This is a genomic window from Streptomyces achromogenes (assembly GCF_030816715.1).
GTDB classification, from domain to species: domain Bacteria; phylum Actinomycetota; class Actinomycetes; order Streptomycetales; family Streptomycetaceae; genus Streptomyces; species Streptomyces achromogenes_A.
In genome coordinates this window covers 9021557-9034742 of record NZ_JAUSYH010000001.1, presented here as the reverse complement: position 1 = coordinate 9034742, position 13186 = coordinate 9021557, and the positions used below count along the sequence as shown (strand labels likewise).

Sequence of the window (13186 nt, the reverse complement as noted above, 5' to 3'; positions counted from 1 at the left end):
CGATGCGGCTGGTCCGAGAACTTCGTCGCCGTCGACTCTCCATCCGTTGAAGCACTGTGGGTCGACGTGGAGAGACGCGTGCCAGCGGCGCTCACCGCCGTACGCGCCGCCACTCCGTTCGCCCCGCTTCCCGTGGATGTGCTGCGCGACCTGGTCGCGCTCCACTGCATCCGGTCGCTCCACTACCGCGATGTGCACACCGCAGCGGTCGAAAGGAGCCGCACCCGCCTGGCCGCCAAGGTGATCACCCATACCCGAAGCACTTGCGCCTCAAGGCACTGCGCGATACGCGCCTGCATCTGTCCGACCCGGCTTCCGTGGGCGCCTTCGCCGAACGCCTCATCGAACGGTCCACGGAGAGCGACAAGCTCTTCCGCACCAGCATCGAGAACGACTTCCACAAAATGCGGGACCTGGCGTCGACGCGACGGCTGGAGGTGATCACGCCCGAGACGGGCCAGTTTAGACGATCGTCATTGCTGTACCCCTGCGGAGACGTACGGGAGCGAGTCGGTCGGCGCATCCGAGCCGACCGGCTGATTCAAGTCCAGGTACTGAACTTGAACTCGTGATGTCGGTCGGCTCGTAGTGGCGGCGTCAGGGCCCGACACCGCCGGATGTTGCTGGCTCGGGTTCAGGACGGTGGCTGTAGCCAGCGTCGCGCCGCGGCGAGATTCACCTCGACGTCATCGCTCCAAGAGCAGACCTCCAGCCATGAGAGGTAGCCGCCTTGCGTGAAGACCAAAACCTCGCCAGGGCACTCGCCGGTTTCGGTGAATAGCTGGACGTCGGCAGCCACGACGGTGCCGGGGCCCGTTGGCGCGGGCTCCACCGTGTCAGCGTCGAGTTCGAAGCAGGTAGTGCCGCACCCGCACTTACAACGGGATTGCACCCTGAGTTGGGGCACCTGCCGTCGGAGGGCGACGTGAACGGGTTCGTCCGGGTTCAGGACGAGGTCAAGCACGTCGGCTACGTCCTCGGACAGGCTGTCAGTCATGCCGTCACCGTAGCTGACCAGCAGCTTTGGGCTTCGACCAATTACGGGTCGGTCGACCCGACGCTCACAGGTCCAGGGCCAGGTCGGTGCCGGCGAGGCAGCCGTCGATGACCTCCGGTCGGTACTGCGGCATCTTCAGTTTGCGCTTCACGGCGTGGGTGATCTGGCCGAGGTCGGCCGCGGCGAGGTTGCCGATGTCCCGCTTGACCAGCGACCAGACGCCCTCGGTCGGGTTGAGGTCCGGGGTACAGGTGGGGAGCTGGAACACGGTGAGCCACTCGGCGTTCGCATCGATGAACTCGCGCATGCCGGCCGTCAGGTGCAGGCGGACGTTGTCCCAGACCAGCACGATCGGTTCGCCGAGCTGGATGCGGGCGCGGACGATCAGGTCGCGAAAGTCGCGCCAGCCGAATTCCTTCGGCTCGTCCTTGCAGCCCCGATACTCGCGGATCGCGTAGATCAGCCGGGACCGCTCGCCCGGCTTGTAGCAGGCCATCCCCGCCATCGACACGCGCCCGAGCCCCGGCCCCTCACCCTCACGACCGGGGTCTGGCCGACCCGGCCCCAGGTCCTGGCGTGCGGCGGAGTCATCGACTGCCCTGGCTCGTCCTCGAAGACGATCCAGGCGTTGCGCTCCGCCGCGGTGCTCTTACCCGCGGCCAGGTCTCCTTCTTCCAGACCTCGACCGCGTCGTCATCGCGCTCGATCGCCCGTCGAGTGGGCTGCTGCCAGCTCCAGCCGTGCCGCTTCAGCAGCCGCCACGTGCCCTCGACCGTGTAGGAGACGCGGAAGAGCCTGCCGATCAGCGTCTTGATCCCTGCCAGGGTCCACCGCTGGTCCGCCCAGCCGTGAGCCAGTGGACCACGCTCCAACTCCTTTTCCAACCTGGCGATATGAGCGTCACTGAGCCGAGGTCTTCCCGGCGACCCTTTCGATAGGACTCCCGCTTCTCCGCGCTCGCGCCAGGCCCGGCGCCACCGCTCGACCGACCGCACGCTGATCCGCAGGGCAGCGGCAATCTCCGCGTTCTTCTGCCCGCCCTCGAAGCGCTCCACGGCCTGGAGCCGTAACCGCTCCCGCCAGGTTCTCTCAGCGTCGGTCAATCCGCCGCCCTGCGCGTACCTCACACCCCAGAGCTACCGGTGCCGACACCCAACTGTCAGGCAAACGGCACCGACATCACCCAATCAAGTTCAGTAGCAGCGCAGCCGTACCCCGGGCTGGCCGACGTCGTGCGTCGTACGCTCCGCTGTCGCCGTCGCCCATCGATCGGCGAGCAGCTGCTGGAAAGCCAGTGCGGTGGCGTCGTGGGCGGCCGCGACGTCGACGACGACCAGGCCCGGCTCATTCACGTGCGCCTCATTGATCGGGTCCCTGTACGGCAGTACGCCTGGGCGCCCGGGAGGCTTCCGCCGCTGCCCTGTCTTCGCCCTCCCACACCGCGCGGGTCTCGTGGGTCGAGGATCTCGGCCAGCCGCTGCAGCAGGCGCGGACCTCGTCGGATACGACCTCGGGATGCTTGCGGAGCTGGTCAAGGGCACGCGGGATCAGCGATGATGCGTCGACAGGCACGGTCTTCCACTCGGATCACGGGGCGTAGGGTGGATTCAACTGGTCGTCGCAACACCCTGATCTCGGAGGTGTGCGACGTGGCTACGGCGGACTGGAGTTTGAAGACCAGCGATGTCCCGGAGGGGCGGCGTCGGCAGTGGCGCGCTGACCGTGCGTTGCGGCCGGCGATGCGTTCGCCGGGGCGGCCTGATCCGTCTCGGGTCGTGCAGCGCCAGTTCTGGCGACTGATCGCCACGGGGGTCACGACGGTGGAGGCGTCGTTGGCGGTCGGCGTGTCGTGGCCGGTGGGTGCGAGGTGGTTTCGTCACGCTGGCGGCATGCCTCCGATCTCGTTGGCCGAGCCCACGGGCCGGTACCTCACGTTCGAAGAGCGCGAGGAGATCGCGATCCTCAGGGCGATGAGCAAGGGCGTGCGCGAGATCGCCCGCGCCCTGGGGCGTGACCCCGGAACGATCTCTCGCGAACTGCGCCGCAACGCCGCCACGCGCAGCGGCAAGCAGGAGTACCGCGCGACGGTCGCCCAGTGGAAAGCACAGCAGGCCGCCAAGCGGCCGAAGACCGCGAAGCTCGCAGGCAACGACAGGTTGCGTGAGTACGTGCAGGACCGGCTCGCCGACAGCATCCGCCGCCCCGACAGCACGATCGTCCCCGGACCCAGGACGCCCGCATGGAAGGGGCTGAACAAGCCGCACCGGCAGGACAGACGATGGGCGACGGCATGGAGCCCGGAGCAGATCTCGCACCGTCTCCATGCCGACTTCCCCGATGATGAGTCCATGCGCATCAGCCACGAAGCGATCTACCAGGCGCTGTTCATCGAGGGCCGTGGCGCGCTCAAGCGGGAGCTGGTCACGTGTCTGCGTACCGGCCGGGCGCTGCGGACTCCCCGTGCACGGTCGCAGAACAAACCGCAGGGGCATGTCACCGCGGACGTCGTCCTCAGCGAACGCCCCGCCGAGGCCACGGACCGCGCGGTCCCCGGACACTGGGAAGGCGATTTGATCATCGGGACGGGCCGCTCCGCGATCGGCACGCTCGTCGAGCGCAGCAGCCGCTCCACGCTCCTGGTGCACCTGCCCCGGCTCGAGGGCTGGGGCGAGAAGCCGCCCGTGAAGAACGGCCCCTCGCTCGGGGGCTATGGCGCGATCGCGATGAACACAGCGCTCACCACGTCGATGACGCAATTGCCTGAGCAGCTACGCAAAACCCTCACCTGGGACCGCGGGAAGGAACTCTCCGCTCATGCCCAGTTCGCCCTCGATACCGGGACGAAGGTGTTCTTCGCCGATCCGCACTCGCCCTGGCAACGACCGACGAACGAGAACACGAACGGGCTGCTGCGCCAGTACTTCCCGAAGGGCACCGATCTCTCCCGCTGGTCGTTCACGGACCTCGAAGCCGTCGCCATGGCGATCAACAACCGGCCCCGCAAAGTCCTGGGTTGGCGGACGCCGACCGAGGTCTTCGAAGAACAGCTACGCTCGCTGCAACAGCCCGGTGTTGCAACGACTGGTTGAACTCGCCTAGAGAACTCCATGATCTTGGACACCCGTGCCTGCCTCGTTCCGGGTACCACCGAGCTGACAGACCTCCATGAGTCGGGCCCCACACGACAACACCGAAGCCCCGCATCCGGCCGAAGGGCAGTTGACGACACGCTGGATTTGGATGCGGCTTCGGCTTTCTCCGCGGCCAGGTCGGCCGACCGACAAACTTCGATCCCGGCATCTTCATTCCGCGATCGACGGCATCCGACCCGTCGAACAATGAGGCCGCATGCTGCGCTTAACACCAGCCCACCCCGGCAGTTGGACTCAGTTTTCCTGCGGGTGGACGGGCTGCCGCGAGAAGCATTCGACACCTAGTCGATCACTCAATGAGTGGCTACCGGCGAGTCTGGTGACCAGTTTCCGCGCGGTCGGACATTTTTGATGGTTACACGTGTCGTAGCGACCATCACTTTGTCGGTCTTCCATAGCCAACTCGGTAACCACCTTGCTAAATTGACGCCCACGCATCCGATGTGAAGTCGGGCATATCCCGCAGTTTACGAAGGCATAAATTCCCCCCTCCCTCCGGCCTTCACCAAGGCTTCACCTTCGGTCATACATCCCCCTAATAACTGGAAAGCGCACACACAAGTGATGAGACCCCTTCAGAGTGTCGGCCCCCGGCTTGCCATCGCAGCCACGACGATCGTGCTGGGCACGCCCGGACTTGCCACCGCCGCCGAGGACACCGGCGTGAAGGACGCCACGTACTACATCTCGCTCGGCGACTCCCTGGCCACCGGCTACCAGCCGGACGTCGACAAGGACACCGATCTCGCCTACACCGACGAGCTCTACGCGCAGCTCAAGCAGCGCACCCCCGGGCTGAAGCACATACGCCTGGGCTGCACCGGTGACACCACCGAGTCCCTGATCAAGGGCGGAAAGTGCGACTACCCGCACGCCAAGTCCCAACTGGACGCCGCCCTGCAGGCCATGGCCCAGCACCACGGCAAGGTCGCTTACGTGACTCTCAGTGTGGGCGCCAACGACATCCTCCAGGGATGCGTCAGCCCGGCCGGCACTCTCGACGGAACCTGCCTGAACAGCACCAGCCAGAACATGGCGAAGAACATCGCCCAGATCGCGGGCACACTCCGCAAGGCGGGCACGAACAACACCCAGTTCGTGGGCTCGACGTACTACAACCCGTTCCTGTCGACCTGGCTGCTCGGCGCCTCCGGTCAGCAGGCCGCCAAGGAGTCGGCACCCTTGGTCGGGGCCGCCAACACGGGGATCACCCAGGTGTACAAGTCCACCGGCTTCAAGGTGGCGGACGTGGCCGGGGCCTTCTCCTCGGACGACTTCACCACCCAGGTCAACGTGCCCGGCGCGGGTGAGGTGCCGGCCAACGTGGCCAAGATCTGCCAGCTGACCTGGGCGTGCACGAAGAAGGACCCCCACCCCAACGCCACCGGCCACAAGCTGATCGCCGGCGCCTTCGCGGCGCAGCTCGCCGACAACGACGTGCCCGGTGCGAGTCCGTCCCCTACCCCCACCCCTGATGACTCGGCCACGCCCGAGCCCGGCACCAGTACGGGCAGCGGCGGCGGCACCGGCAGCGACACGGGGGCGAACCAGCCGTCCACGAACGGAGACCTCGCCAAAACCGGCGCCTCGAGCAGCACCCCCGTCCTCGCGGGTGCCGGTCTCGCCGTCGTAGTGGCCGGCAGCGCCGCGGTCTACTTCGCACGCAGGCGCCGTACGACCAACGAGAGCTGACAGTCAGTCAGTAGATCCCGGACCGCAGCAGGCCGCCCGCGATGTCGCGGGCGGCCTGCTGCCCGGCTACGGACGACCGGGCAGCCCGGAGGGCGGGCTCGCCCTGCTGCGCAAGGCACAGCGCGATGGGCACGGTCACTCAAGGGTGTTCTCCATCCCCCGCTCCTACGCCCACCAGCTGCTGACCGATGTGGGGCCGGTGGAGAAGGCCCGCGTTTTGACTGAGAGGTTTCACATGACCGAACCAGCCGCAGCAGTTCTGGCCCGCTTCATTGAACAGGCGCTGGGTCTCCCCCTGCCCGTGGGAATCCGCCTCTGGGACGGCAGCACGGCCGGTCCCAAGGACGGGCCGGCCTTCGTCCTGCACAATCGCGAAGCTTTGCGGCGTCTGCTGTGGCGGCCCGGCGAGCTGGGGCTTGCCCGCGCCTGGGTGGCCGGAGACCTCGAAGTCGACGGCGACCTGTACGAGTTGCTGAAGCGCATCTCGACGCTGCTGTGGGAACGGGAGGGGTCCGGCAGCCGCACGGCGGCGCTCCGTGGAGCGTTGAGCGTGCTGACCACACCCGGCAGCCTGCGTGCCGTGAGCCGGACGCTCGGCCTCGCGGGGGTCGTGCTCCCGCCGGCACCGCCCGCCGAGGAGGTGGTGCGCCGTCGCGGTCCCGCGCACAGCATGCGCCGGGACAAGGCGGCCATCAGTCACCACTACGACGTGGGCAACGACTTCTACGCCCTGGTCCTGGGCCCCTCGCTCGTCTACTCCTGTGCCTACTGGCAGGGCGACCCGTCCTCCGGCTCCGACAACACCGTGGAGCAGGCCCAGGAGGCCAAACTGGACCTGGTCTGCCGCAAGCTCGCTCTGCGCAAGGGCAGCGGCTGCTGGACGTGGGCTGCGGTTGGGGCTCGATGGCCATGCACGCGGCCGGACGCTACGGCGTACAGGTCGTAGGGGTCACCATCTCGCACGAGCAGGCGGCACTGGCTCGTGAGCGTGTTGCCGCGGCGGGGCTTGACCACCTGGTGGAGATCAGGGTGCAGGACTATCGCCAGATCGACGACTCCCCCTTCGACGCGATCTCCTCGATCGGTATGGCTGAGCACGTGGGCGGGAAGCGGTACCGAGAGTACGCCGACATACTGCATCAACTGCTGAAGCCCGGCGGGAGGTTGCTCAACCACCAGATATCGCGGCGTCCTGTGCGGGACGAAGGGAAGTACCGGATGGACCCCTTCATCGACCGGTACGTCTTCCCCGACGGCGAGCTGGCTCCCATAGGCTCCACCGTGTCACTGCTCGAGGAAGCGGGCTTCGAGGTGCGCGACGTCGAGTCCCTGCGCGAGCACTATGCCCTCACGCTACGTGAGTGGGTGGCCAACCTCGAAGCACAGTGGGACGAGGCGGTCAAGCTGACCTCGCCCGGGCGGGCGCGGGTGTGGCGCCTGTATATGGCGGCGTCGGCGGTCGGGTTCGAGACCAACACGATGGGCGTCAACCAGGTGCTGGCGGTCAGGACCGGCGGTGACGGCCGGTCCGGCATGCCGTTGCGCAGGGACTTCCTGGGGGTCTCGACCTCGACCTCGGCGCTCGCCTGACGAGGCGTCGGTCCGGTGCCGTCGGTGGGTGGGACACGCCGCAGCCCACCTGACGTGCTGCCTGCTGACACCGTCCTGCTCAATGGTCATGTCTTGACCGTGGAAGCCCGCGACAGGATCCGAAAGACCGTCGCGATCCGCGCGGGCCCGATGGTTTGTGTCGGTACCGACGCCGGCGAGCGCCGGTACGTCGACGAGCAGACCGAGCTCGTCGATCTCGGCGGCCGGATGCTGATGCTCGGCCTGCATGACGGGCACGTGCACGTCCTTGCCGGAGGACGGGCTGCTCGGGCTCGGCTTCGCCTACCAGCCGTACACCGTCCCGCAGTTCCTCGTCCCTGGCCAGGGATTACCTCACCAAGACCGCAGAGTCCGAGCCGGACAGCTGGGTGCTGGGCTCGAACTGGGTGCGCGCCGCGCCACCGACGGCGGGTGCGGCTCTCGCGGAATGAGATCGCTGCTAGGACCTGCGCGGTCCGCTGGGGGAGGTACGGGAGGCCGCCACCCTGCTGGCCTCCCGTTCGCAAGCGACGGTGGAGGCCTGCGATGCGGAGCTGGCCGCCCTCTCCACGGACCCCGCAGAGGAGAGCGCGGCCGCCGAGACGGCGCCGGCCGAACAGGTCCCCGTGGCCGTCGACGACGAGCCGGAGGTCCCGGAGGACACCACCGAACCGGCCGCCGACACCGGTCCCGCGGAGCCACCTGCAGTCGCGCAGACCACGGCGGCCCCCGAGACGGACGGCGTCACGGACGACGATCCGGCGCCGGGCCCCCAGGAAACCCCGGAGTCGCTGGCTGTCGCCGACACCCCGGAGAACACGGCGGCGAACAGCGATCCGGAGTTGGATCGCGCGCCGGACCCCCAGGAACCCGCAGTCGCGGTCCCGGATGAGGGGATGCACGGGGCGCGGCGCGAAGCGTCGTTCCTCGAGCAGGACCGCCCCCGGCCGACGGATGGCGATCAGCAGACGCCGGAGCCCGGCACGGCGGCCGCACCGCCGGAGCCGGACCCGACCCCGTCCAGCGAGGCCGCCCCCGGTGACGAGACGGCGCGAGACGCTTCGGAGGAACCGACCATGACCACCCACCGACCCCGCAGACCACCGACGCGGCGGCGCCGGACGAGCAGATCACCGAGGAGCCGCCCGCACCCCAGCGCTACGTCGACACCGTCGCGCTCGCCGGGGATCCGGGCCATCGGCTGCGCCTGTCCGGGTTGGACGGTCAGCCGGTCGACTTCGGAGACGTACTGCGGGGCGACTTCGTCATCGCCACGCTCCACCCGGGCCCCGAGGGCGGGTGGTTCGCGCGACTGGCCGCCGAACGCCTGCCCAATGACGTCACGTACCTGGCCGACGCACCGCAGCACGCCGCGGCCCAAGCGGCGGTCATGCACTCCGCGTTCACCGGCCCCCCCGTACGGTCCGCCGCCCGGGGCGGCCGTCAGCGATGAGACCCGGCATCGGGTGGACGTGCTGCGGGCCGACCTGCGCGACGCGATGGCCAGCGCAGCCGCCTGGGCCTCCCCGACTTCGGGTAAGGCGAGCGCTTCCAGGCGCTGGTCGGCAACCTCGACGGCTTGGCGGCCGCGGTCTCCGACGCCCACGGATCGCAGCAGATGACGCAGTACCTCGACGGCGTCCAGGGGGCCGTCAACGCCTGGGGCGGCGCACTGCCGATCGACCCCGGCTACCCGGAGTGCCGTCAGCTGGCCTTTCCGCTGGCCCATCTGCGGGTACGACTCCCGGCGCATGCAGGACCGGGTGCAGGCCAAGCTCGCCGCGATGCAGGCAGAACGGGGGAGGCCGCCCGGGCCGAAGAGACCACGGCCGCCATCGCACTCAACGAGGGCTACCTCGCCGACTACCGGGCCGGGCGCCCGCCTCGCGACGAGGCGACCGCCTCGGCCTACCGCGAGTGGCAGCAGCTGGACGCGGAGGACCGGCAAGAGGTCGCCGAAGCGCGGGGCCTGGAGGACGAGCACCGGTCGGCCGACGCCGACAAGGTGACCGCCGCAACGACGAACACCGGGCCCCAGCAGGAAGGCACAGAGTCCTGGAGGCCCGGAGTCCCGGACTCACAGAGCACGGGCACGGCCCGAGAGGAAGCACCAGTGGCCCCAGCAGGGACGACGGCAGACGCACCGGCCCGGAGAACCCAGACAGTGCCGCACCCCCCGAGGGTGACGGTCCGGCTCCCGACATCGCCGTCGACGCCATCCGTCAGGCGCTGGAAGACGCCCTGCGGGCCAATCAGCCGGAGCCTGCCGCACCGGGAGCCCGGTGAGCTGGCTTCCGCTCCTCCACCCCGGTCGACGGCGGCCTGCGCCCACTCCGTGACCTCGGAGCCAGCGGTCTCGACGAGGACGACGACCGCGCCGACGAATGACTCCGCGAGCCGCCAGTCCTGGCCGGATCCGTCAACGGTGACGTTGCACGAGATGGACGGGCATCTGGGACTCCTCGCTGCCTGGGCGCCGCCTTGGCCCATCATGAGACCGCGGTCGCCCTCGCTACCGTGTTCGGCCGCTTCTCCTGCCTCGCTCTCGCCGTACCGCCGTCCGCTTTGGAGCGGCAGCCCTTTCCGGGCGTCTTGCGTGGCGGTCCGCCTCTGACCGCCCGGAGGGACGGCCCCCCTTGTGCGCGCCCCTGCCTTGCACGGCTCCGGCGATCAGGCGGTGGTGAACTTGGCGACGTGCCCGTCCCGCAGCGTCAGTTGGGTGCCGTTGAAGCGGGACCGCATGCGCCGGTCGTGGGTGACCACCACGACCGTGCCCTGATAGCTGGTCAGCGCCTGCTCCAGTTCCTCGACAAGCGCGGGCGAGAGGTGGTTGGTGGGTTCGTCCATCAGCAGCAGGTCGACCGGGTCGGTCACCAGCCGGGCGAGTTCGATGCGGCGCCGCTGCCCGTATGACAGGTCCTGCACCCGATGCCGAAGGTCGTCCGGGCTGAACAGGCCGAGGGAGAGCAGCACCTGGGTGTGTTCGTCGATGTCGCCGACCCGTCCGCTGCTGAACGCCTGGAGGACAGTCATCCCCTTCTGCCACGGTGTCTGTTCCTGCCGCAGGTGTCCCACCCGGCCCGACACCCGCACCGAACCGCTGTCGGGTGCCAGTTCTCCGGAGAGCACCCGCAGCAGCGTCGTCTTACCTGCCCCGTTAGGGCCGGTGATCAGCAGCCGTTCACCGGGCCCAAGGCGCAGGGAGTCGATGCCGAGCCGGTCGCCGACCCGGACGCCGGTGAGTTCGGCCACCGTCTCCTGGGGCTGTGCGGCCTCGGTGGTGATCTCGGCGGTGAAGGTGAGCGGCTCGGGCGGGGGCGCGACCGGGTTCTCGGTCAGCCGCACGACCCGTTCCTTGGCGTTGCGGATCCGCACCATCGCCCCGTGGCCCCGCCCGCGCATGCGGAACTGCCCAGCACCGAAGACGGCGAAGGGCAGCTTGCGCGGAATGGCGTCCAGGCGTGCCACGTTGGACTCGATCAGCTCGCGGCTGCGGTCCAGTTCGGCGCGCCACTGCTCATACTCCAGCAGCCGGCGCTGCCGTTCCGCCGCCTTGGCCGCCAGGTAGCCCTCGTAGCCGTTGCCGTAGCGGGCCACCTTGCCGGAGTCGACCTCCAAGATCGTGGTGGTCAGACGGTCGAGGAAGAGCCGGTCGTGGGTGACGGCGACGATGGTTCCTTTGTGCTTGCGCAAGTGTTCCTCCAGCCAGCCCACCGCCCGGTCGTCCAGGTCGTTGGTCGGCTCGTCCAGCAGCAGCAGCTCGGGTTCCGAGGCCAGCGTGGCGGCCAGGGCCAGGCGCGAGCGCTCGCCCCCCGACATGGTGCCCAGCCGACGGCCGCGTTCCAGCCCGGACAGCCCGAGCCCGTGCAGCGCGATCTCCACCCGGGAGTCGGCCTCGTAGCCGCCACGGGCCTGGTACTGGTCGACCAGCGAGGCGTAACTCTCGAGAAGGCCGGCGAGTTCGGGGTCCTGGCCCGCCTGGTAGGGCCGTTCGGCCAGCTCGGCCTCGGCCCGGCGCATGCCCTCCTCCAGCTCCCGCAGGTCGGCCAGGGCCAGATCGACGGCGTCTTGGACCGTGGCATCCAGCGGCAGCTCCAGCGTCTGGGCCAGATAGCCGACGCCACCGGGGGCGACCACCGTCAGCGCACCGTTGTCCGGCTGTTCCTGCCCGGCGATGAGCTTGATCAGCGTGGACTTGCCGGATCCGTTGTCCCCGATGACACCGACCTTCTCGCCCGGCTTGACCGTGAAGTCGATCCGGTCGAGTACGACGTGGGCCTGGTAACGCTTGGTGATGTCATGCAGAGCGAGTTGCGCTGTCGACACGCAGAAGTCCTCCTGATCGGCACGGGGTTGAGTGATGTCGCCGCGTACACAGCAGTCCGTCAGGAAAACGCAGACGGTCGGAGAAGCAGACCGTCGGGAGCGGTTCCGTCGGGCGAAAACAGCGCATGGCGAAGGAATCGCGGCGCGTCCGTCTCCTCAGGCGTGCACGGCCGGACGCGGTGACGGAGCCAGGCTCGACATCCCACGCCCTTGCGGACCACACGTACCGATCACAGGGAACCCATACCGCCACCGTAGACGACACGAACCTGCACCGGCAACCGGTCCAGCCAGAACCGGTCGGGAGGGCAGGCTGAGCTTCCCCCGCTGTGCGAGAGGTACTGATCAGCAGGTCGGAGTGGGTTGACGGGGTTTCAGGTTTGTTCGTTCGGCCGTTGCCTGGTCGGCGTGATACTTCTCCTCGAACTCGATCGGGCTGAGCCAGCCGAGCCGTTCTTGGATGCGCCGGGAGTTATGGAAGCCGTCGATGTACTCGAAGAGCGCGAGGTTCGCCTCGGCTCTGGTGGCGAAGGTGCGCCCGCGCAGGCCCTCCGTCTTGATCAGCATCCACAGATTCTCCACCAGGGCGTTAGCGTACGAATCCCCGACCGACCCTATAGACGACTCAATGCCCGCTCGCATCAACCGAGTTGTGAGCCTGACGTGTACTGACAGCCGTGGTCGGCGTGGTGAATGAGCTGTCCGGGCTCCACTTCACGGCCGGCAAGGGCGTACTCGAGCGTGGCGAGGACCAGGCAGGCGTCCGCGCGGGCGGAAGTCTCCCAGGCCACCACCCGCCGCGAGAACGCATCCCGGATCGCGGAAAGCCACAACGGACCCTCGCCGGTGGGGACCATCGTGAGGTCGGTGACCCACAGGCGATTCGCCGGCCGGTGAAGTCCCTGTTCACGAGGTCCGGAGCGAGCGTGGCCTCCGGGTCGCGGCGCGTGAAACCCTTGTTGGGTTCACAAGACGGCCGACGTCCTCGACTGCCTGCCCAAGTCGGCCCAGCCCGCGGCGAAGAAAGCCATCCAGGACATCTACAACGCCGAGGACAAGGAGCACGCGGCCAGGGCGGTCAAGGGGTTCGAGAAGCAGTACAAGGCGAAGTTCCCCAAGGCCGTCAAGAAGATCACGGATGATGAGGCCGAGCTGCTGGCCTTCTACGACTTCCCCGCCGAACACTGCATCCATCTGAGGACCACTAACCCGATCGAGTCGACCTTCGCGACCGTACGGCTGCGGACAAAGGTCACCAAGGGAGCCGGCTCCCGCGCGGCCGCCCTGGCGATGGTGTTCAAGCTCGTCGAGTCCGCCCAGGCACAATGGCGGGCCGTCGACGCCCCCCACCTCGTCGCCCTGGTGAGGGCCGGAGCCCGCTTCGAACGCGGCGAGCTCCTCGAACGCCCCGAGACGCTCGCGGCATAAG

10 protein-coding genes and 3 pseudogenes are annotated in these 13186 nt (G+C 68.6%); 5 read left to right on the top strand and 8 right to left on the bottom strand.

The window, feature by feature from the left end:
- Positions 1 to 263 precede the first annotated feature (263 nt).
- On the top strand, positions 264 to 572 hold the full coding sequence (locus QF032_RS39775; RefSeq protein ID WP_307049696.1) for a hypothetical protein: 309 nt from the start codon (positions 264 to 266) through the stop codon (positions 570 to 572).
- 62 nt (positions 573 to 634) lie between these two features.
- On the opposite strand, the gene QF032_RS39770 is transcribed toward QF032_RS39775, so the two are convergent.
- The 3 genes and pseudogenes from QF032_RS39770 to QF032_RS39755 form a co-directional block, all read right to left on the bottom strand.
- Positions 635 to 997 carry a hypothetical protein gene (locus QF032_RS39770; RefSeq protein ID WP_307049694.1) on the bottom strand — a complete coding sequence of 121 codons (363 nt, stop codon included), beginning with the start codon at positions 995 to 997 and terminating at the stop codon, positions 635 to 637.
- Between the two features lie 64 nt (positions 998 to 1061).
- A pseudogene (locus QF032_RS40985) lies at positions 1062 to 2124 on the bottom strand (IS630 family transposase).
- 66 nt (positions 2125 to 2190) lie between these two features.
- Positions 2191 to 2364, bottom strand: a complete 174-nt coding sequence (locus QF032_RS39755; RefSeq protein WP_373430517.1) for a DUF6207 family protein — start codon at positions 2362 to 2364, stop codon at positions 2191 to 2193.
- A gap of 303 nt (positions 2365 to 2667) precedes the next feature.
- Between QF032_RS39755 and QF032_RS39750 the strand changes: the two genes are divergently transcribed.
- The gene (locus QF032_RS39750; protein WP_444875865.1) at positions 2668 to 4086 is read left to right on the top strand and encodes an IS30 family transposase; all 1419 of its coding nucleotides are present in this window, start codon (positions 2668 to 2670) and stop codon (positions 4084 to 4086) included.
- Positions 4087 to 4713: 627 nt separating this feature from the next.
- Complete coding sequence (locus tag QF032_RS39745; RefSeq protein WP_307059972.1) at positions 4714 to 5841, top strand: SGNH/GDSL hydrolase family protein; 1128 nt, start codon at positions 4714 to 4716, stop codon at positions 5839 to 5841.
- Positions 5842 to 5848: 7 nt separating this feature from the next.
- Here QF032_RS39745 and QF032_RS39740 read toward each other — a convergent pair whose 3' ends face one another.
- Positions 5849 to 5980 (bottom strand): hypothetical protein, encoded by a 132-nt coding sequence (locus QF032_RS39740; protein WP_307059970.1) that lies wholly within the window; start codon positions 5978 to 5980, stop codon positions 5849 to 5851.
- Between the two features lie 96 nt (positions 5981 to 6076).
- Between QF032_RS39740 and QF032_RS39735 the strand changes: the two are divergent.
- Positions 6077 to 7431, top strand: a pseudogene (locus tag QF032_RS39735) (class I SAM-dependent methyltransferase).
- A gap of 961 nt (positions 7432 to 8392) precedes the next feature.
- Here the strand turns inward: QF032_RS39735 and QF032_RS39730 are convergent.
- From QF032_RS39730 to QF032_RS39715, 4 genes are all read right to left on the bottom strand, one after another.
- A complete protein-coding gene (locus tag QF032_RS39730) occupies positions 8393 to 9184 on the bottom strand; it encodes a hypothetical protein (protein ID WP_307059967.1) in 792 nt (263 codons plus the stop codon).
- 917 nt (positions 9185 to 10101) lie between these two features.
- Entirely contained in the window at positions 10102 to 11757 is a 1656-nt protein-coding gene (gene car(A), locus QF032_RS39725) for an ABC-F type ribosomal protection protein Car(A) (protein ID WP_307059966.1), read from the bottom strand.
- A 345-nt stretch (positions 11758 to 12102) separates the two neighbouring features.
- On the bottom strand, positions 12103 to 12324 hold the full coding sequence (locus QF032_RS39720) for an IS3 family transposase (RefSeq protein ID WP_307049675.1): 222 nt from the start codon (positions 12322 to 12324) through the stop codon (positions 12103 to 12105).
- 74 nt (positions 12325 to 12398) lie between these two features.
- Positions 12399 to 12635, bottom strand: a complete 237-nt coding sequence (locus QF032_RS39715; RefSeq protein ID WP_307060548.1) for a DDE-type integrase/transposase/recombinase — start codon at positions 12633 to 12635, stop codon at positions 12399 to 12401.
- Between the two features lie 79 nt (positions 12636 to 12714).
- On the opposite strand from QF032_RS39715, the pseudogene QF032_RS39710 reads away from it, so the two are divergent.
- A pseudogene (locus tag QF032_RS39710) lies at positions 12715 to 13185 on the top strand (transposase); the annotation flags it as partial.
- Position 13186: the final 1 nt, after the last annotated feature.